The sequence below is a fragment of the Virgibacillus kimchii genome, from assembly GCF_055379185.1.
The window spans coordinates 3,147,157-3,166,463 of the sequence record NZ_AP043951.1 but is presented as its reverse complement, the minus strand read 5'-3'; the positions used below and the strand labels follow the sequence as shown (position 1 = coordinate 3,166,463).

General features: G+C 39.8%; 22 protein-coding genes, 2 tRNA genes and 1 other annotated feature. Of the genes, 9 read left to right on the top strand and 15 right to left on the bottom strand.

Going from position 1 to position 19,307, the window contains the following annotated elements; all coding sequences use genetic code 11:
* Positions 1–38: 38 nt before the first annotated feature.
* From ACZ42C_RS15140 to ACZ42C_RS15125, 4 genes are read right to left on the bottom strand one after another with little or no spacing between them, the layout of a single operon-like run.
* Positions 39–260: a DUF5348 domain-containing protein gene (locus tag ACZ42C_RS15140; RefSeq protein ID WP_461181899.1), complete on the bottom strand. Its 222-nt coding sequence runs from the start codon at positions 258–260 to the stop codon at positions 39–41.
* The gene (locus tag ACZ42C_RS15135; RefSeq protein WP_461181900.1) at positions 257–1,057 is read right to left on the bottom strand and encodes an ExeA family protein; all 801 of its coding nucleotides are present in this window, start codon (positions 1,055–1,057) and stop codon (positions 257–259) included. Before ACZ42C_RS15135 ends, ACZ42C_RS15140 begins: the two co-directional genes overlap by 4 nt.
* Positions 1,050–2,402, bottom strand: a complete 1,353-nt coding sequence (locus tag ACZ42C_RS15130) for a DDE-type integrase/transposase/recombinase (protein WP_464891255.1) — start codon at positions 2,400–2,402, stop codon at positions 1,050–1,052. The genes ACZ42C_RS15135 and ACZ42C_RS15130 overlap by 8 nt, the downstream gene beginning before the upstream one ends.
* 41 nt (positions 2,403–2,443) lie before the next feature.
* On the bottom strand, positions 2,444–2,956 hold the full coding sequence (locus tag ACZ42C_RS15125) for a DUF6431 domain-containing protein (RefSeq protein WP_461181744.1): 513 nt from the start codon (positions 2,954–2,956) through the stop codon (positions 2,444–2,446).
* Between the two features lie 369 nt (positions 2,957–3,325).
* Between ACZ42C_RS15125 and tnpA the strand changes: the two genes are divergently transcribed.
* From tnpA to tnpC, 3 genes are all read left to right on the top strand, one after another.
* Positions 3,326–3,652 carry an IS66 family insertion sequence element accessory protein TnpA gene (gene tnpA / locus ACZ42C_RS15120; protein WP_461183807.1) on the top strand — a complete coding sequence of 109 codons (327 nt, stop codon included), beginning with the start codon at positions 3,326–3,328 and terminating at the stop codon, positions 3,650–3,652.
* Positions 3,646–4,002 (top strand): IS66 family insertion sequence element accessory protein TnpB, encoded by a 357-nt coding sequence (tnpB, locus tag ACZ42C_RS15115; protein WP_461183806.1) that lies wholly within the window; start codon positions 3,646–3,648, stop codon positions 4,000–4,002. Before tnpA ends, tnpB begins: the two co-directional genes overlap by 7 nt.
* A gap of 136 nt (positions 4,003–4,138) precedes the next feature.
* On the top strand, positions 4,139–5,647 hold the full coding sequence (tnpC, locus tag ACZ42C_RS15110; protein ID WP_461183808.1) for an IS66 family transposase: 1,509 nt from the start codon (positions 4,139–4,141) through the stop codon (positions 5,645–5,647).
* Positions 5,648–5,685: 38 nt separating this feature from the next.
* On the opposite strand, the gene ACZ42C_RS15105 is transcribed toward tnpC, so the two are convergent.
* On the bottom strand, positions 5,686–6,636 hold the full coding sequence (locus ACZ42C_RS15105; protein ID WP_461183759.1) for a diaminopropionate ammonia-lyase: 951 nt from the start codon (positions 6,634–6,636) through the stop codon (positions 5,686–5,688).
* 204 nt (positions 6,637–6,840) lie between these two features.
* Here ACZ42C_RS15105 and ACZ42C_RS15100 point away from each other — a divergent pair, with 204 nt between their 5' ends.
* Positions 6,841–7,491 carry a hypothetical protein gene (locus ACZ42C_RS15100; protein ID WP_461183758.1) on the top strand — a complete coding sequence of 217 codons (651 nt, stop codon included), beginning with the start codon at positions 6,841–6,843 and terminating at the stop codon, positions 7,489–7,491.
* Between the two features lie 100 nt (positions 7,492–7,591).
* Here the strand turns inward: ACZ42C_RS15100 and ACZ42C_RS15095 are convergent.
* The 9 genes from ACZ42C_RS15095 to ACZ42C_RS15055 all read right to left on the bottom strand — a co-directional run bounded on the left by ACZ42C_RS15095 (position 7,592) and on the right by ACZ42C_RS15055 (position 14,200).
* Positions 7,592–7,663: transfer RNA gene (locus ACZ42C_RS15095), tRNA-Arg, on the bottom strand.
* A gap of 181 nt (positions 7,664–7,844) precedes the next feature.
* On the bottom strand, positions 7,845–8,666 hold the full coding sequence (gene proC / locus ACZ42C_RS15090; protein WP_461183757.1) for a pyrroline-5-carboxylate reductase: 822 nt from the start codon (positions 8,664–8,666) through the stop codon (positions 7,845–7,847).
* A 399-nt stretch (positions 8,667–9,065) separates the two neighbouring features.
* Positions 9,066–9,158, bottom strand: a tRNA-Ser gene (locus ACZ42C_RS15085).
* Between the two features lie 411 nt (positions 9,159–9,569).
* Positions 9,570–9,773: a hypothetical protein gene (locus ACZ42C_RS15080; protein ID WP_461183756.1), complete on the bottom strand. Its 204-nt coding sequence runs from the start codon at positions 9,771–9,773 to the stop codon at positions 9,570–9,572.
* A 638-nt stretch (positions 9,774–10,411) separates the two neighbouring features.
* Positions 10,412–10,747 carry a hypothetical protein gene (locus tag ACZ42C_RS15075; RefSeq protein ID WP_461183755.1) on the bottom strand — a complete coding sequence of 112 codons (336 nt, stop codon included), beginning with the start codon at positions 10,745–10,747 and terminating at the stop codon, positions 10,412–10,414.
* A gap of 100 nt (positions 10,748–10,847) precedes the next feature.
* Positions 10,848–11,141: a type II toxin-antitoxin system RelE family toxin gene (locus ACZ42C_RS15070; RefSeq protein WP_461183754.1), complete on the bottom strand. Its 294-nt coding sequence runs from the start codon at positions 11,139–11,141 to the stop codon at positions 10,848–10,850.
* The gene (locus ACZ42C_RS15065; protein WP_461183753.1) at positions 11,125–11,403 is read right to left on the bottom strand and encodes a hypothetical protein; all 279 of its coding nucleotides are present in this window, start codon (positions 11,401–11,403) and stop codon (positions 11,125–11,127) included. Before ACZ42C_RS15065 ends, ACZ42C_RS15070 begins: the two co-directional genes overlap by 17 nt.
* A gap of 591 nt (positions 11,404–11,994) precedes the next feature.
* Positions 11,995–13,263: a serine--tRNA ligase gene (serS, locus tag ACZ42C_RS15060; RefSeq protein ID WP_464891284.1), complete on the bottom strand. Its 1,269-nt coding sequence runs from the start codon at positions 13,261–13,263 to the stop codon at positions 11,995–11,997.
* A 51-nt stretch (positions 13,264–13,314) separates the two neighbouring features.
* Positions 13,315–13,545 (bottom strand) — a binding site (T-box leader).
* A 79-nt stretch (positions 13,546–13,624) separates the two neighbouring features.
* On the bottom strand, positions 13,625–14,200 hold the full coding sequence (locus ACZ42C_RS15055) for a Uma2 family endonuclease (RefSeq protein ID WP_461183683.1): 576 nt from the start codon (positions 14,198–14,200) through the stop codon (positions 13,625–13,627).
* A 405-nt stretch (positions 14,201–14,605) separates the two neighbouring features.
* Between ACZ42C_RS15055 and ACZ42C_RS15050 the strand changes: the two genes are divergently transcribed.
* Positions 14,606–14,953, top strand: coding sequence for a hypothetical protein (locus ACZ42C_RS15050; protein WP_461183682.1), 348 nt, complete (start codon positions 14,606–14,608; stop codon positions 14,951–14,953).
* A 752-nt stretch (positions 14,954–15,705) separates the two neighbouring features.
* On the opposite strand, the gene ACZ42C_RS15045 is transcribed toward ACZ42C_RS15050, so the two are convergent.
* A complete protein-coding gene (locus ACZ42C_RS15045; RefSeq protein ID WP_461183681.1) occupies positions 15,706–16,110 on the bottom strand; it encodes a hypothetical protein in 405 nt (134 codons plus the stop codon).
* Positions 16,111–16,658: 548 nt separating this feature from the next.
* On the opposite strand from ACZ42C_RS15045, the gene ACZ42C_RS15040 reads away from it, so the two are divergent.
* The 4 genes from ACZ42C_RS15040 (at position 16,659) to ACZ42C_RS15025 (ending at position 19,219) form a co-directional block, all read left to right on the top strand.
* On the top strand, positions 16,659–17,207 hold the full coding sequence (locus tag ACZ42C_RS15040; RefSeq protein WP_461183680.1) for a hypothetical protein: 549 nt from the start codon (positions 16,659–16,661) through the stop codon (positions 17,205–17,207).
* A 99-nt stretch (positions 17,208–17,306) separates the two neighbouring features.
* Positions 17,307–17,840 carry a hypothetical protein gene (locus ACZ42C_RS15035; RefSeq protein WP_461183679.1) on the top strand — a complete coding sequence of 178 codons (534 nt, stop codon included), beginning with the start codon at positions 17,307–17,309 and terminating at the stop codon, positions 17,838–17,840.
* A 174-nt stretch (positions 17,841–18,014) separates the two neighbouring features.
* The gene (locus tag ACZ42C_RS15030; protein ID WP_461183678.1) at positions 18,015–18,581 is read left to right on the top strand and encodes a hypothetical protein; all 567 of its coding nucleotides are present in this window, start codon (positions 18,015–18,017) and stop codon (positions 18,579–18,581) included.
* 266 nt (positions 18,582–18,847) lie between these two features.
* Entirely contained in the window at positions 18,848–19,219 is a 372-nt protein-coding gene (locus ACZ42C_RS15025; protein ID WP_461183677.1) for a hypothetical protein, read from the top strand.
* The last annotated feature ends 88 nt before the right edge of the window (positions 19,220–19,307 follow it).

Sequence of the window (19,307 nt, the reverse complement as noted above, 5' to 3'; positions counted from 1 at the left end):
AAAGTGACGTTTTACACCCTTCGTTCAGTTAGCCAATTTTAGATGTTTATATGATATACATTACCTATGCGAAGGTCGAATCGAACATCTTCCTCCATGATAATATACCAATCCAACCCCAACTCGAGCCTAGAAGGGATTTTATACTGGCCAACAATAAGTTCAAATGATTCACCGCAAAAGAGTGTATAATGATAACCGTTTAATTCAACTACCCAGGCGTCTCTATTGTATTCATAGGTCATCATTCCTTCTGTCATGACAGTTCACCTTCTATCACCAGTTTTACCATATGATCATCGATGAGTTTTTGTTTATTTTGGGCACCGTAAATGAGACAATGCGTACAAATCTTATTGATCAGCCTTGGTGTACCATTCGAAAACTGAAAAACTTCATGAATCGCTGCATCTGTGAAAATGTCGCTTTGTGCACCGACTTCGGTTAAATGTTTTTGTATATATCCACCTACCTGCGCACGATCATAGTGCGGGAGCTTACATTGCAGGTCGATTCGTTGCCGAATAGCTGCAAATGATTGGAGCCGAAGCCGGTCCCAAAGTTCACTTTGTCCGACAAGAATCAAAGCCATTGGACTTTCAGCGTCCATTTTAAAATTAAGCAGAAAGCGAACTTCCTCCAGCATTTCCCGGTCCAGTAGATGTGCTTCATCTACAATAACCACAGGTAATAAACCATGAATTCCACGCATCATTTCAATCTGATTGTGTAACTGCCGTTTAGCATCTCCACGATAAAACTTGGCTTCGCACCCCAACTGTTCCAGTAACCCTTTATAGAAATGCCGGGGTGTTAATTTAGAATCGGCCAGATATAAAACCTTAAACAAACCGGAATCCAGTTCATCCGTAAATTTCCTGAGCGTCGTTGTTTTCCCGGTGCCAGCATCTCCTGTCACCACCGCAAATAATTGTGATTCAGCTGCATATTCCAATCTCCCAATGGTTTCATCCAGCATATCCGGATAATATAATGCCGATGTGAGAATATCGCGGTTAAAAGGAGTGTGCGTAAAACCGTAAAAATGGTTAAACATGTGAAGCACCCTCTTTCTTAACCCTGCGATAGGAAACCGCTGTCTTCTGAACGTCTTTACGGGAAGCATACTGTTCCGTCGCTGCGTCCAACAGTCTGGAGTGCTCTGTGGACTGTTGTCCAAGATGATCCGGCATCGTTGGCCGTTTCCCGGCATGTTCACCAATCACCAATTCACGAGCTGTCCAAGGTGCATGTCCTTCGTACTCAATGGTCACTTCCGTAATATCCGAAGGATCATAAACCACATCGACCCTGCAGCCAATAAACGATAATCCAGCCTCGTATTTCTTACCCATAAAACTAATACATCCTGATTTATCCACTTTACGCGTCTCACAGTGTAAAAATGCTTGCGCCAATTCTTCTGTACTGACAAACCGTAAGGCTTTGTCATCACTGCGGAAAGCTGCTTCCGGACTTTGGTTTTCCCCCAAAGCACTATGCGGCTTGTACTGGTAGCATTCACTCAACCACACACGGAGTCGCTCATTTAGATGATCCAGTGTTGTGGGCTTCTCCAGTGAAACCTCATCCAGGAAACTACCCACTATCCGATTAAACCTTTCTACCTTCCCGGTAGCCTCTGGCGAGTACGGCTTAGCGTATAATAACCGGATGCCTAACTTTGAGCAGGTTCGTTTCATCCATTTTGTCCTGTATTGTTTTCCGTTATCAAAATAAACAGATTCGGGAACACCGTATAATTGAATAGATTCACGAAAACCCTGTTCCACAATACGTTGATCCATGGTGGGATAAAACCCGGCATGCATCACAAATCGAGAAGCATCATCCAGGAACACCACCAAATAAACTTGTCTTTTCTCTCCACCTGGACCAATAGGAAGGTACGGTCCATACTTAATATCAGAATGCCATAATTGATTGCGAGTTTTCCGTTGGAAACGCCTGGCAGCCACACCAGGATCACTGTACATTCGCATATGCCGAGCACTATACCCCTTTTCAGCAAGCTTTTCCTGCAAGGTACTCCGCTTCAATTGACCGGGCTCAGCTCGTTTTTCCCATTCCAGGATTTGAATAATTTGGGCAATACTGCGTGATGGTACTTCCCGACGCAATAAGATAGCCTGTTTCAATAAATGATCGGGAATAGCTTCCCTGATTTGCGTACCTTTTCCTTTTGGTTTTAAACCTTCAAACCCTGCCTGTCGATATTGTGCTAAGTATCTTCGAATAGTTCGTTCAGAAAGTCCACTTGCTTCACAAATTTGCCGTCTGATTTGTCTGGCCTTGGCGGCATCCAATCCATCCGCCAACAATGGAGACAGTAATTGTACCCGTTCAGCAGCAATCTCCTGTGCTTTCTTTTGATTTCTCATGTCAATGAGCCTCCTTTTAAGCTATTAAACATGAGTCTATCTCAAGAGTATCCGGACAGGAATGCAGAACGGGTCTGTATCCATAAATGAACATTAACAATAGGACGGACAACTTTCGCCAGCCATCCATCTAATGTTCTTCCGTCACGTCCGATTTTTTGGAGCACGGTCCTTGGGGCACCGGACGTGCTCCCCACAGGTAAGTCCAATTGAAACCGCTTTATAATAGAAATCATGCAGCCCACAGCATATGGTCCCCAGATCTGAAACCATTCACGCCAGCGACCCAATGTCGATTCATCAGCCGGAACATCTATCAAATTATCATCCACAACCTGTTCAATGCTTTCTACTCCATAACGTTTGTAAGGGATTAAAACATCAGGTAATTCATGATGTACTTTATGACAACGTTTACAATAAAGCCGGCGTATAATAAGTTTCTCTTTATCTCCTGAATTTCTATACCATACCCTCCGCCGGCTTCCAGCCACTACCAAAGGGCTTTCGCAAATAGGACAGTGATTGATTTCCGCACTCCTAACAAAAAACACCTGCTTCGTCCTTCTTCTCAATTAACGTATAGTCTGATATACTAATCATATGTTAGGTTTTAGTGGACGTCTCCAGTGAAATTGTTTCCGCAATTTCACGTTAATGGGGGCGTCCTTTTCCTTTCCTGGATTTTTTTCTGGTCATATTATCAGTCTACTTCTGGTCAGACATAACCGTCAACTTCCGGCCTGTTTAACATAGCTAAAACAACACGCATTCCCAGAGCTGCAAGCCGGTCTGTGCATGAAAAGGAAGAATAAGCGTATTGATTTAAAACCCGAAAAGGTAAGCGTCAAATAAAACACACATAGAATCAGAAAGTCATCCATGCGATAATCTTCTTAGAAATGAATTCAGGAGGTTATGCGATGACTCTAAAAGACAAGAGAATAGAATGGGAAGCGCGGTATGATGCTTGGAAAGATAGCGGGCAAAGTGTAGCCGAATGGTGTCGGGATCATGAAATCAAAGCCCACCAGATGTATTATTGGATCCAGCGATTCGAGAACCAGGAAAATCTTTCTGAACAGGAACCAACACAATGGCTCGCCGTCCAGGTGGAAGAGGAAAATATTTCTTCCAAAGGAGAAGGACCTATCTTTATCCACTTTGATGCTCTTTCTGTCGAAGTGCGACCAGGAGCCAATGTTGGATTACTATCCGATATCATCCATGTCCTGCGAAATCAATGTTGACAAACTTACAATTTGAGCGTGTCTACCTGGCCCGCGGAAGCACAGATCTTCGTAAGTCTATTGACGGTCTGGCGGTGATTGTTCAAGAATGCTTTGACCTCGATCCCTTTTCTCCTTGTTTGTTCGTGTTCTGTAATCGGAAACGTGACAAGTTAAAAATCCTGCAGTGGGAGCACAATGGGTTTTGGCTGCATTATCGCAGGTTGGAAAAGGGAACATTCCATTGGCCATCAGAAAAGGACACAGCACCTATGAATATCAGTCCTCGTCAGCTTCGCTGGCTGCTGGATGGTTTGCCAATTGAACAAAGGCAGGCACACCGTGAGGTGAAAGCGCGTACCATTATTTAAAAGATTGAAATATAGGAATACGGGAATTCGACTAGGCAAGTCGAATTCTTTATCGTATACTTATTTTATGGAAAAAACAGCGCATACATCAACCCAGTCAATTGAATATTATAAAGCGCAAAATGAAAAGCTTGAGATGGAAAAAGAAGCGTTGGAGGCAAAATTAAAATGGTACGAAGAACAATTTCGTTTGAGCCAACAACGCAGATTTGGATCTTCCAGTGAGAAGACCGATTCAGGTCAGCTCTCTCTTTTCAATGAGGCCGAAGATACTACTGACACGACGGTGGAAGAACCAACTGTCGAAACGATTACATATAAACGCAAGAAACAGCGTGGTCAGCGTGAACAAAAGCTGGAAAACCTGCCTACGGAAACGATCGAATATCGTTTATCCGATGAGGAACAGGTCTGTTCGTGCTGTGGAGGAAATCTTCACGATATGAGCACGGAAGTGCGTAAAGAATTAAAAATCATTCCTGCGCAAGTAAAAGTCGTTGAACACGTGCGCCACGTATATAGCTGCCGGCATTGCGAACGCCATGAAATTGAAACACCTATTGTGACAGCGAAGATGCCGGAGCCAGTATTTCCTGGGAGCCTCGCCTCTCCATCCGCCATGGCTTACACCATGACACAAAAATATGTAGAGGGCATGCCACTTTACCGGCAAGAGAAACACCTGGAACGCTTCGGTGTATCCATTCCACGGCAGACACTGGCCAATTGGATGGTATACGGTGCCATCACATGGCTGGAGCTCATTTATAACAAAATGCACGCCCAACTATTGGAATTGGATACGATGCACGCGGATGAGACGACACTGCAAGTTTTATCCGAGCCGGAACGGCCGGCAACATCCACCTCCTACATGTGGCTATATCGCTCAGGGCATACTGATGTACCCATCGTTCTTTACGATTATCAGCAAACACGGGCGGCCAAACATCCACGCCGATTTCTGAAAGGCTTCCAGGGCTACCTGCATGTAGACGGTTATCCCGGCTACAATGGGCTTCCTGACGTTGTCCTTGTTGGGTGTTGGGCGCACGCACGGCGCAAATTCACAGAAGCACTCAAGGCTCTTCCTGAATCCGCAGCCACTACGGCTGTGAAGGCAAACGAAGGCTTGGACTTCTGTAATAAGCTTTTTGATATTGAACGAGATTTAAAGGACAAAAGTCCGCAAGAACGCTATGAAAAGCGTTTGGAACGCAGCCAGCCAGTGCTGGAGGCTTTTTTGGCATGGTTGAAAGAGCAAACACCACGCGTACTGCCAAAAAGTGCGCTTGGTCAAGCCATCAAATATTGTCGTAACCAATGGGAACGTTTAGAGGCATTTTTGGAGGATGGCCGATTGGAGATTGATAACAATCGAGCTGAACGGTCCATCAAGCCTTTTGTGATCGGAAGGAAAAATTGGCTTTTTAGCAATACCGCAAAAGGAGCAAAATCCAGTGCGATCATTTATAGTGTTGTGGAGACGGCCAAGGAAAATGGACTGAATCCATTTAACTACCTCAGCTACCTGTTTGAGGAACTTCCCAATATAGATACGACAGATGAAGTGCAGTTGACTCGACTTCTGCCGTGGTCCGCTTCACTCCCTGATGAATGCCGCGTTCCTAATAAATCTAAATAAATTATAACAGTAGTCCACATCTGAAAAATAGGTGTGGACTATTTTACGCTTACCCGAAAAGCTCGAACATTTGGTTCCCCACAATTCAAACCTGCCATGATGGAATTCATGTGTCCTGTAACGGGAACGATCTCGCCGGTTCCTTTTGAAAATGAACGAAAATAAGTGTCTGCCGCTTCCGGTTCAACTACAATTATTTTCGGTGCTTGTTCACGGTAATAATTTTGAAAATAAGCTGTAATCCCGGCAGCAAATGAACCTACACCAGCCTGCAGAAAGATATGAGTAGGGGGCTGTGCATCTCCCACTTCCAATTCTTCAATGATTTCTTTTGCGATAGCAGCATATCCCTGCATAATCCATAGCGGGATTTTGTCATAGCCTTTCCACGCGGTATCCTGCACCATGACCCAGCCCTTTTCCTCAGCCAACTCAGCACACATACGCACCGTATCATTGTAATTCATATCGGTAATTTCCCCATATGCTCCTTCCTGCTGAACGGCTTCCAGGCGGGCCCGGCTGGAACCTTTGGGCAAATATATCACGGATTTTTGTCCGAGCTCTCTCGCTGCCCAGGCAATGCCGCGTCCATGGTTTCCGTCTGTGGCAGAAATAAAAGTAATTTCTCCCAATTTTTCTTTTGTTTCAGGAGAGCGCAATTCATCAAAGGACAGCGAATCGATATCCCTTTCAAGCTTTTCAGCCAAATATTTGCCTACAGCATAAATGCCGCCCATGACCTTAAAAGCATTTAGGCCGAACCGTTTTGATTCATCTTTCACTTTGATATCCTGTACATTTAAATACTCGGATAAATGCTCAAGGTTTATCAAAGGTGTTTTAGTATATTTACTGTGTGATTTTTGAAATCTCAACACTTTGTCTATGTAATTGCTGTTAAAAAACGTCAATTCCTTTTCATTAAATACGCCGGAGTAATTGCTGTTTAATGTCCATTTCATATCTTGATCCTGTCCCTTTGTCATCCGTTGTCACCACTCCTATTATATTATTTATGGCTGCTTGTCTAACTCATGTATAACATATTTTTATACGAAGATGTATATAAGACGATTCGTTGCAATCAATAATTACAAGTAATTGAAACTAAAAAGGGTACACAAAAAAATGTATACATTATCTGCTATGCTAATTTTAGTTCCAAAAAATAAGAAAAGGGGAAATTAGGAATGAAGAAATTATTTATATTTATGTTGGCAGCCATGACAGTAATCGTGCTTGCAGCATGTGGGGATGAGGCTGATGAGTCTTCAGAGGATGCCACGGAAACGGAAGCTGTCGCAGAAGAGACTGCAAATGAAGAAGAGACAGAAGAAACGGCATCTGAGGAAGAGGATCACGGTGACAGCTCAGAAGGAGAAACAACTGAGAATGAGCTTGGAGCTTTTACCATGGTAAATCAAACCATGGATGTAGATGAAACGCATGAGAGCGGGCCAATGGAACTTACCATACATTCCATTCAATCCGGAAATCTTGTCGTAAGCGATGAATTTAAAGATATGTTTGATGGCAAAGATGAATTGACCATGATTAATGTTGAATTGAGAGCAGAGAATACTTCTGAGGATAATGTTTCCTGGTATCCGGATCAGGCAGTGATGACCACAAATGCCGGTGATCAGGTCGATGCTGATCTTTTCTTTTCCGATTCTGTGGGCGGCGAATTTTTCGGTCCTACAAATCAGGAAGGCAGTGTCCTGTTTATGCTGGACACACCGGCTGAAGAAATTGAATCTGTCAAACTGATCATTAGTGGACCGCATAATGAAGATTTTGAAACAATCGGGGATGATCTGGAGATAGAATTGTCATTCTAATTTAGGGAGGTAGGCTTTTATAAGCACGCGATTTGTATAACTATTTTTGGGAAGAAAAAGTACCAGGGAGAATGAGCCCTGGTACTAATTTTTTTATAAGCGCCCCCGGCAGGAATCGAACCTGCGCACACGGCTTAGGAGGCCATTGCTCTATCCCCTGAGCTACGGGGGCAATATAAACTCAGCAATATATATTATATTAGAAAATCAGGCTTTTTGACAAGACTTTACGTAAATAAAGTACTTTCTAAAATCCTTGCATATATCAATTTGGAAAGTCTCTGTATTGAAATGGATGCCTTCCAAACTAAAACATTGCTACCGTTAAACCGGGGAAGGCAGGCTCTCTTCTTCTAATCATTTTTACTTTCACCAAGCTCCATCGAACGGTTTTTCGCACTTGTTACACAATCCCGGATGATTTGCTGAAAATTATTTTTATCCAGCGCGCTGATTCCCGCTTCCGTAGTTCCGGCAGGGCTCATAATCTTTCTGCGTAAATCTGCTGCAGGCTCTTCTGATTGTTTTAACATTTCCCCGGCTCCGATAATTGTTTGGGTTATTAACAGCCTGGCTGTCTCTTTACTTAAGCCTGAATCTACTGCTGCATCTTCCATTGCTTCCACCATGTAATAAAAATAGGCGGGACCGCTGCCGCTGATTCCTGTAACGATATGCATATCCTGTTCATCGACAATTGCCGTGGCACCTATACCTGTGAACAACGCTTCAGCTTCATGGAGGTGATGTTCAGAAGCATAAGTTCCCGCTGATAAGGCAGTGGCAGAAAACCCGATTGAGGCGGAAGTATTAGGCATGGCTCTGATCACCGGATTATCTTTTCCAATTAATGCTGTTATTTCATCAGTGGAAATACCCGCGATAACGGATATGATTATTTGCTCAGGCCTTATATACGGTTTAACCGAAAGTATCGCTTCCTTCAGGTCATACGGCTTGGTGGAAAGGACGACAATATCCGCAGCGGTAACTTCTGCTTCTTTGTTTTGCATGATTCGAATCTGGTATTTTTCCTCCAGCCTTTTCAGTCTTTCCCGGTTATTTTTATTGGCTACAGCTATTTGATCGCTGCTTAGCAGATCTTTATAAATAATTCCGGAAATGATTGCTTCTGCCATGGATCCGGCTCCAATGAATGCCACTTTTTTATCCACTTTTCATCCTCCTCTTTACTTATTTGCAAATAAAAAAACCCACTCCACTCCTTCATAGAAGGACGAAATGGGTTTTCCGCGGTACCACCTAATTTGGCATAACAATGCCCGACTTATATTGATAACACAGCAATGCTGCGGTTAGCTTTTTGACTAACAACTCCCAGGTAGGTTTCATACCCGTTGGGCCGGTGGAATCTTTCAGCCGGTGAATTCCACTCTCTTTCGGTCAACTGCAGTACTACTGGCCTGCTCATCGTTTTCGTTTTAATTTACTTGATTGTATGTAAATATATGCTTTATTTCAAATTATGTCAAGACATTTTTATGACATAGTGAAAAAACCGCTACAAATGTAACGGTTTTTTATCTCCAGATTTTATGCGCTATTTGAATAAATGGAGGAGGTAGAGGGATTCGAACCCCCGCGCGGTTTGACCCGCCTCTCGGTTTTCAAGACCGACCCCTTCAGCCAGACTTGGGTATACCTCCCTGACGACAAGATATAATATACCATGCTCAATTTTGCATGTCAAGAAGGAAACATGGCAGGTTTTGATCCATTGGGGAAGTAATGTCATTCAATGCGAAAATAGTGCCTGTCTTATGACTGTGGCTGTTACTTTAGTAGCATTCGTAGCCAGTAATGACATGACAAATACAGTTGGAGAAGATAAGCCACCGGAAAAAGGGGGGGCATAGAAATTGACAAAATGGAAAGCAGCCAAAGTGCTAACCTGACAGTTAGAAGAATAGAGGTTTCAATTCAGTACCCCACTGACTATAAATACATTTACTTATACGTTTATGAAATATTGCGGAATCTCCTGCGTATTAGGAGCCATTTAGTCGACATCAAAACAGTCCTTCTTTTCCAGAAACCCGGGACGGATCTCATGGCTTTTATCTTTCTATAAATTCAACAGGAAACCTTGGTAAATCTGTGTAGAACTTTCTATATTTGCTTACTTGATCTGAATCTTCAATTTGGAAATCTGCATCACTGATCATTGCTGAATACGTACTGGAATCTTCATCGCTTTCTTCAAGTGTGAATTCTACTTCTAAAGTCTCGTTCTCATTTTCGTACTGAATCAAAAGATTCATCTTTCAACTCATATACCCCTTCTTCGCCACCAATAGAAATAGTGGTTACATTTCCATCTGAAAATTCTAATGTCATTACAGGGTAAAAGCTATTTTCATCATGTATTGACCTCGAACTGACATAAAAAGTTTTCCCCGATAATTCGTCGATATTGTTACAAGCTGATAATAAAAATACAGACATTAGTGAAAGGAAAACAAGTCGTTTAATAATTGAAACCTCCTTGTTTTATAAAGCTTATACACCCTTTGTTTAGATTGTATATTCATATCATACCATAAATTATATTTTATATGAATAATCTGAAAAAAGTGTTATTAAAAATATACCATTTCCTCAATGTACGATATACACCTAGCTCTTGATCCCATTAAGCGGTCTTCTAATTTTATAAAGGTTTGTTCATAAATCACCGGTGTGGTATCCACACCGATATTCAAGCCTTCCCAACTAACCCTAGATTGTAATAGCTTGGGTGGCTTGTCATTTGCTGTTACATTCTACAAACCAAGAACCTAACACAAATTCACGGGAAAAACACGCTTAACCGATATCACGCTACTTTATATTCTTGCTTCATTACTTCCATTCGCCTAAAAACGACTTCAAAAGTCAAAACCATTAGCATTTACATTTATTATATTCCGGACTCTAACCCTAGCCTATCTTTAATATCACTTTCATAATCAATTTTAAGTGTATATTGATTATCTATATTATGTTTTTCTAGTTTACTGTGTATTGCTTGATGAAATTTACTTTTGTCTTCTGTATCAGCAATCTTAAAGTACAACACTGAGTCAGTAGTATTAACGGAATAGGCATTAACCTCATGGTTTTCCCATGTCTGTTCAAGTATATGAGATAAGCGCTCTTCTTTTCCTTCGATAGCAGCATCAGAACCAAATCCAGAAAATAACGACACAAAAACAATCAAGGAAACAAAAGAAATGACAACATATGCTTTTTTCACTTAATAACCCTCCCACTACTTAATTTAAAAATACTCTTTAAATAACTTTAAATAAAAGGTTCACAAAAAAAGTATACTCATTTCAATTTTCACCAATTCCTTACTTTCTCTTCCAGTAAACATTCTCCCTCTTATGCTTAATACCATCAACCCTTACATGAGATTTTTCTTCATAAACTTCAAATACTAACATTACTTGATATAAACCAAGCCTTACCCAATAACCTTTTAAAGTTCCACCAGAAATTTGTTTGGCAGTCAAAGTAGGCATATAGGATAATCGTTTATAAGCATCTAAATATATCCGTTCCTTAATTTCCGGAGGATAGGCAAGTATGTTACTTAGTTCATCAAGAGCAGTTTGTGACCAATAAACATTATAAATCTTGTTCACTTTCAAACTCCCTAATCTTGTTCTGCAGATATTTTAATCCCTGTTCTTGATCATAAATACGACCATTTTCACGATCTTCCTTACTTTTCTTTATTTGGCGGACGAGATCTTTATCCTTAGATAAAAGGTCTAAATTCATTTGCTCAATGGCATCTCTTTCCCGTTTTATGTTTAAATATTCTATAAAATCATATACCTCAGCTGTATCTTCTTCGTGTATAAAATCAATTAACCTTTTTAGTTCTTCACGGTTAACCCTCATTTAAAACACCACCTTGTTATTTTCTCCCCATTATACCACCTAATTTAATTATTTTCAGGACCTTATAAACGTTTCTCTTCTTACAAATTTATGTGAAAAGAAAGCCCATGAAGGACGTACCCCTCTTTAGAGATGGACGAATTTCCACTCAGACAAGGGGTAGCTTTTGCTGCCTTAGATGTCTGAAAATACGATATTTTGAATACAAATACAAGTAAAAGTCTTTAATTCATTCTCGTTCATTGAAAATTGAATATCGTATGAGGTTGGGCGACTCAACTCATGTTGTTCATAAAACGATATGTGTCGTAAAACAAAAGACGTTAAAATATATCGAACGAAAAAAGCTGTAAGTATGGTCGTAGTACCGTAGCCCTATCTGCTATACGCACAGGATAGGGAGGGGTAATGAGATACCCCAATCTTGAGGACTGTTCAAAACAGAAATGGATTGTGAACGCTTAGTCACTCAAGAATCCCACCCGTTAAATCTTAAGGTTTAGGGCTTGCGACTTTAGTCGTAGGACTCTCAAAGCACGATATGATTATAAAGAAATTGTGTTTATCATAGAAATTAATGTATCTATATTGTTATTTAATCACTTCCACACCACCCATATACGGCTGCAATGCTTCGGGTACTTTCACGGAGCCGTCTTCCTGCTGGTAATTCTCCAAAATAGCAGCAACAGTACGGCCGATGGCAAGTCCGGAACCGTTTAATGTATGCACATATTCCGGTTTTCCATTTGCTTCTCTCCGAAAACGGATGCCTGCCCGCCTTGCCTGGAAATCCTCAAAGTTGGAGCAGGAAGAAATCTCCCTGTACGTGTTTTGTGCCGGGATCCATACCTCAATATCGTATTTTTTTGCAGCAGTAAAGCCCAGATCCCCAGTACACATCCGCATGACACGATACGGCAGATTCAATAGCTGCAATACTTTTTCCGCATCGTTTGTCAGTGTTTCCAGCACCTCATAGGATTCTTCCGGTTTTACAAAATGCACGAGCTCCACTTTGTTGAACTGGTGCTGACGGATTAACCCGCGGGTATCCCTTCCCGCAGAACCTGCTTCAGAGCGGAAATTAGCGCTGTAGGCCACATATTTTTTCGGTAGATCCATTAAAATTTCATCCCGGTGATAATTGGTGACAGGAACTTCGGAAGTTGGAATAAGAAAATAATCCATATCCTCAATGAGAAATGCATCCTCTTCAAATTTCGGCAGCTGTCCTGTTCCCGTCATGCTTTGTCTGTTTACCATTTGCGGCGGAAGCATTTCTGTGTAACCATGCTGATCGGCATGCAAATCCATCATGAAATTAATTAAGGCACGTTCCAGTCTTGCTCCCAGGCCTTTATAAAATACAAAGCGGCTTCCGGTTACTTTACCTGCACGATCAAAATCCACAATATCCAGATTGGTGGCCACATCCCAATGAGGCTGTGCTTCAAATGGGAATTCCGGTTCTTCTCCCCATTTTCTTTCCACCACATTGTCCTCTTCATCTTCCCCGATTGGCACACTTTCATGAGGAATATTCGGGATGGAAAGCAGCATATAGTTCAGGCTTTCCTCTACTTCTTTTAATTCTTTGTCCAAAGCAGAGATTTTATCCCCAACAGCACGCATTTTCTGAATTGCTGGCTCTGCATCTTTTTTCTCTTTTTTCAGTACAGAAATTTGCTTGGATGCTTCATTTCTTTTTGCTTTCAGTTCTTCTGTTTCAGAAATTAAATTTCTCCGCTTTTCATCGTATTCCTCGAATTTGTTCAGTTCTGATAAATCCTCTCCTCGATGGGAAAGCTTTTCTTTCACTTCCTGCAAATTATTTCTTAGGTATTTCATGTCCAGCATGGCTTTTCCTCCTTATATGATTTTATTGCATTAAAAAACTCCCATCCCTAATATAGGGACGAGAGTTGTATTTCCCGCGTTGCCACCCTTGTTGAAGAAAAATATCTTCCGGCTCATGATTGTTAACGGCACCAGACCGGGTTTATTTACAGATGAAGGAATGCCTTCACTTTTCATAAACCAGTTCAAGGATGGATTCACAATACACTCACATCGATTTTCACCAGCCATCGACTCTCTTAGGAAAGTGGTACTGCTACTGCTTCCTGTCATAACTTTGCTGTTAATTTAAAATATATCATATCTGATTTAAAAGCTTAATGCAAGTGTTATTCGGATCTGATTTGTTTACCCTGACACATTACATCCGGAAAATTTGCTCCAGATCTAATTCCAATCCACTTAAAACATGAGCGGAAACGGAGTCATTTTTTGTAAAGACTCCTTGAAATTGATAATGACCGTCAATTAAAACATGTTTTTCCACAGCATCATTAACTGGATCTACAAGCCAGTACTCTTTTACACCAGCTTTTTCATAAAGCTGATATTTCTTCCAGCGGTCCAATTTCACAGAGGAAGGAGAAATAACTTCAATGATCAAATCCGGTGACCCATTACAGCCTTTATCATCCAGTTTTTCTTTATCGCACACCATTGACAAATCGGGCTGTACGACATTATCTATTTCATCAACCTGTTTGTTTTCCGTTAGCAACCTTACATCAAATGGTGCAAAATATACTTCACATTCTTTATCTCGCAGGAAATCCGTAAAGGCTGCAGATAATTCTCTGAGAACATGTTGATGTTTGCGTGAAGGAGCAGGTGACATATTGAAAATTTCCCCGTCTATTAACTCCACTCTTTCTCCTTCATCCCATGTGAGATAATCAGCGTACGAGTATTTTCTTTCTTCTTCGCTTGGAATGGCCATCAAATCATCCCTTCAACTTATACTTAACATCATTTTACCATAACCAAAAATACATTACATATTTCTGTGTATCCCTTCTGTCTAAATACCGGATTTTGATGTAGCCAATATTTAATTAATGTTGTATTGCCAGTATATGAAATTATATTTCCATTACCCTATTGAATAAACAAAGCGTGGTTGACCCAGAATATGCTCCGGTTACAAGAATATGGTATGAGACTCACCAATACCATATGAAGAGCGTTCGATGTTTATAAGAACTACAAGATATTTAGAATGTTTTGAGGGGTATATATATACTGACACAAATACAGGGCTGGGACACTATGTATATTCAGGGTTTTTATTCGCTTGTGACGGACACATGCCGATTCCACCAGCTAAAGATGAGGAGTATAAGGAATGAAATTTTTAACTAAATTATTAGCGTTCATATTCCTGCTATTTGGCTCTATTGTACTTGTTAATCAAGGAGCTAGTGCAAACCAGATTGATAGTAATGGTGTTGAATTGCAAAGCACTAATTCTATAGTAGAATATGCTCATATAGATCATCCCGTGCGCGACTGGGAAAGAGGGTTAGTAACATTCCCAGATCAAATATGGCGTACGGTAGGAAATTATGGTGGGTATTTGTACTTACAAAGTTTTGAAGAACTACCAGGTGCAATTCTTAAAACGAATTACAGAGGTACATTGTATTTACACGCTGTGCCGCCACGTGAACTTGATCCAGAAGAAGAACAGTAAGAAGAGGTAGATTTGCATTATAGTTATATGAAGAGTTTTCGAACTTGATTAGTAGCAGTATTGCTTTTTAATTCACTTCCATTGGTAAATATCCTAACTCTATATAGAGGGGTATTCTGCTAACGGTGACATAGGTTAAATTTCATCATTAAAAAAGTGGTGCTCGCCAAAACACTACTGGTATCACTTTTTGTTCAACTTTTTTTTCTACAAATGTAACATAAGGTCTTGATAAATCTAAGACTAATCCTTTATATTTGCTTACTTGATCTGAATCTTCAATTTGGAAATCTGAATGACTGATCTCTGTTAAATTCTCGTTAAGCTCTTTATTACCTTCTTAAAATGTGAATTCTATTTCTAAAGACTCATTCTCATTTTCAAACTGAACCACCAGTTTGTCATCTTTCAGCTCATATATCCCTTCTTCACCATCAAGAGAATTAGTGATTATTTTTCCATCTAAAAATTCTAATGTCATTATAGAGTGATGATTAGCAGGATCGTTAGGGTTTGATCTTTCGCTAACATCGAAAGTTTTCCCCGATAATTCGTCGATATTGCTACAAGTTGATAATAAAAGTACAGTTAATGCTGACAGAAAAACAAATCATTTAATTATAATTGATAACCTTCATTGCTTATAAAGTTTATATAGCTTCATTTATAATGTATATTCATAATAAACCATAAATTACTTTTCATCTAAATAATATGAAATAATTAGGTGTTATTGAATATAAAGCATTTCTTCAATATATATGAATTCTAACCTTGGGCATGGGGTAATGTTTATATTTGAGCTCGGTATTGCTTTTAGCAAGTGCTTTTCCAACTGCCGGGTACCAGTTATATAGACTGTTTGCATTTTCGCCGAAACGATTATATACTTTCTCAGTCAAATCGCTCACACTGAGCAGGCGGGAGAGAAGCCCTTCCTGACCTGGCGTGTTTTCCAGATCTTTGACCGTTTGATCTACATCGAAGCCGTCTGTTCGTGCAAGAAATCCGGGGCGGATCGCACGACGTGTAACTGGCGCCTGGAATTGTTTAACCATATCGGCGAGCATGTTCTTGGTCGGGTAGTAGGCACCTTCGTTAAGACGTGCCGGTGTTTTATTTGACTTATTAGTTTTCGATAAAGATGTATTTTTCATTATAGAACGCTCCTTTTGATTTTCGCTTTTGTTCGATTTATCGGTGCGGTATGCCGCACGGTATTTACTTTGTATGACTTATGACATGTTGTACACCATACGTATATAATAATAACAAATGTTTGCTGCATATCATACGTACAGAGGGGCGCACCGTATGTCTAACGCTCTTTCATACGGTGTGTATTTAATAAAAAAAATAAATCTTTACAAAACGTCAATTATTTAATATTGACGTTCTTTTACTTTAAAAAGATTTTAATGTTTAAAGTGAAAAAAAACAAAAAGGTACTCCAGCAAAATAGTTGAAGAAAGTCTGTTGTTAAGTTTAGAAAAAGGGTGTAGTTTTTCATTACTTTTTGGGGGATATAGACAGCAAAAAAACTTGTTATTCTATTAATAAGCAATACCCTTGAGTGGTCGCAGCCTGGGTAACCGTCCACGATAATATTGATCTTGTTATTAATAAAAAGGGGTGTTGTGGTCAGATTGGTCTGATATCGATATCCGCACCAAAACAAAAAACAGAAAAAAGGAGAATGTAAAAAATGGCTTACAATATTCACATCAATACCTATGGTCAAAATATCCCAGTTTGGGATAGGGACGCACCTTCTGGCCAAAGGACGCAAGTAGGTACTTTATTGCAAAATGAATTGTTTAACCGATTGTATGCTCAAGGTGAGCGCGATGTTCATGCTTACAGGATTCATTTTTATTCCCCAACAGGACCAAGATTTGGAACCATTTATACCAATCCAGAGGCGGGTGGCACTTCAGCAGCATATACAACACATACTGCTGATTCTATAACAGACATCGGACAAACATTCAGAGTAAGGCGTAGGTGTCGAATCTTCAGAGGAACAAGTCGTGTTGAGTATATTTACTCTGGTGATAGAGTTGTGATCCCTTCGAATAACAATTCCCAAGGTGGAGAATCACACCCTTATAGGTTGTATATTACAGGGTATATTAAAAATGGAGTTTATCATTCTGCAATTGAACATGGTGCAAGTAATTTATGGTGTGATACAGACTATGAAATAGGTTATTCTATGGGTCACCAGGTTACAACATATTCAACAAGATGGTAGGAATAAAGCCGGAGGGGACCCTTCGGCTTTATTAATACTTGAATTTGTAATTATTAAATAATAATATGTATGTAAGCTGTTTTTTTTAGGAGGGGTTTTATGAAATCAAAGAAAAGTATAAAGTGGCTGTTTATAACTGGATTAACGATGGCTTTTGTTTTTATAACAGTGATGCTATTAGGCGCTTTTGTTAATTTGAATGGGGAAAAAACAGCTATGGGCGATCCAGCTATGGTTGAGCAAAAAAATTATATTAAAAAGGGCAAACCAATGAAAGAAAATAATAATGATCCTGATATAAAAAAGACACTCAAAAAAGATACAGAAATGGGGATAGTCGTTCCTGAATATAGTTCATTTGAAGAATATGTTTCAAATATGGTAAAGAATTTTAACGGTGAAACCGAAATGAAAGACATATATACAACGGAGAATTTCAAATATCATTTGGTTGTGACCTCAACTAATTATTTAAAATACTATAATGATGCTGGGGAAGTACCAAACGAATTACAGCAGTTAGTAGATGATGGGATAAAAGTTACTGATGGATTTGAAAATGCTGAAGATCCAGACCAATATTACAATGAACTTAAAAAAATACATAGCCAATTAGAAAAAAACATAAAGTAAAGTCTTTCATGGTAACCTTTCTAATTTAGATATTAACCCCCGTTTCGATCAAGAAAAAAACGCAGTAGACGTTACGATAGAGGAGACCAAAAAAATTATAAAAGGTGAAAAACTGGATTTTTGAATCATAGTAAATCTGAGCGAGTGATTGAATTTACAAGGAGATGTGATCCCGTGCGAAAGTTAACATCATTTGTATTATTATTAGCTGTGACCGTTATTTTGGTATTCGTAGTGAGTAATGATACGACAAATGCAGATAGAGAAAGTGAGCCAGTGCCCAAAGAGGATATAGAAACCAACAGGATGGATAATGATGAAAGGCCCGATTTGGCTGCAAGAGGAAAAGATGGTCCTATTCGATATCCAACTAACGATAATTTACGATTGGCTCATACAGAAATAGCAGTTATAACGTATAATGCCTCTTTTAATAACGGTGGTAAACCTATAAATCAAGATCTTTTCCAAGATCATTTGTATGGAGTAAAGGGACTATTAACTGCAATCCAATATGATGGTGAAAAAAAGGATGAGTTGCAAAAAGCCATTGATTTGACAAATCAGGCTATTGAACAAAATGCAGGGAAAGGCGATCCGATTTTAGATGACATCCACCAAATTGTACATGATTTATTAGAGTATTTTGATGGGGAAGCTAAGGACATAGAAGTTGATGAAACAGGTGTCCCAATAAATGAGGAAGATAAAACACCAGGAATTGATTATTCAAAGAAATAATATAAGCATAGCTTGGGGTATCGACATATAAATAAGTCTTTACAAAACGTCAATCTTAATAGGTTGGCGTTTTTTTTGACTAAAAGGTATAAGGGTGGAGTTTTTCATTACTTTTTGAGGGATAAAAGCAGTCAAAAAACTTGTTATTGTAGTAATAAGCCAACCCCTTTAGTGGTCGCAACCTGGGTAACCGTCCATATCAAAAAGGTGGTTTTGGTTAGATTGATCTAGTATCGATACGAGTATCAAAAAAAGGAGGATGTTATATGGCTCACTTTTCGCAGGAGCAAAATTATAATTGGGGTATTGTCGATAAATACATTGCCGTAAATGGTAGTACTGATTACAGTTCCTACAATCCGGGTGCATCAATAATACAGTTTTCTATGAGTCCAGGCTATGATTGGGGCGGTAGGCCATTCAATTACACGCTCACTTTGGAGCGCCAGGTAGGAGGTAGTTGGGTAGCCGAAGAGCTTATTAGTGGTTCTTTCACCAGAAGCACAACCAGATCTTTCACTTTGCATGGGAAACCGTCAGGAGTATATCGAATTAAAGGGTATTTTGGTTATGATACCCACCCAAGCGCCGAGAGACAAAATATCACAGGAACCTTCATGGTTAGAAGGTCAGCTTAAAAGATTAAAGCAACCCTCTTTTTTAACTTTGGGAGGGTTGCTTTCTTATTATATGTTCGGTTTTTTTGGTTGCTTTTTCTGGCATTGG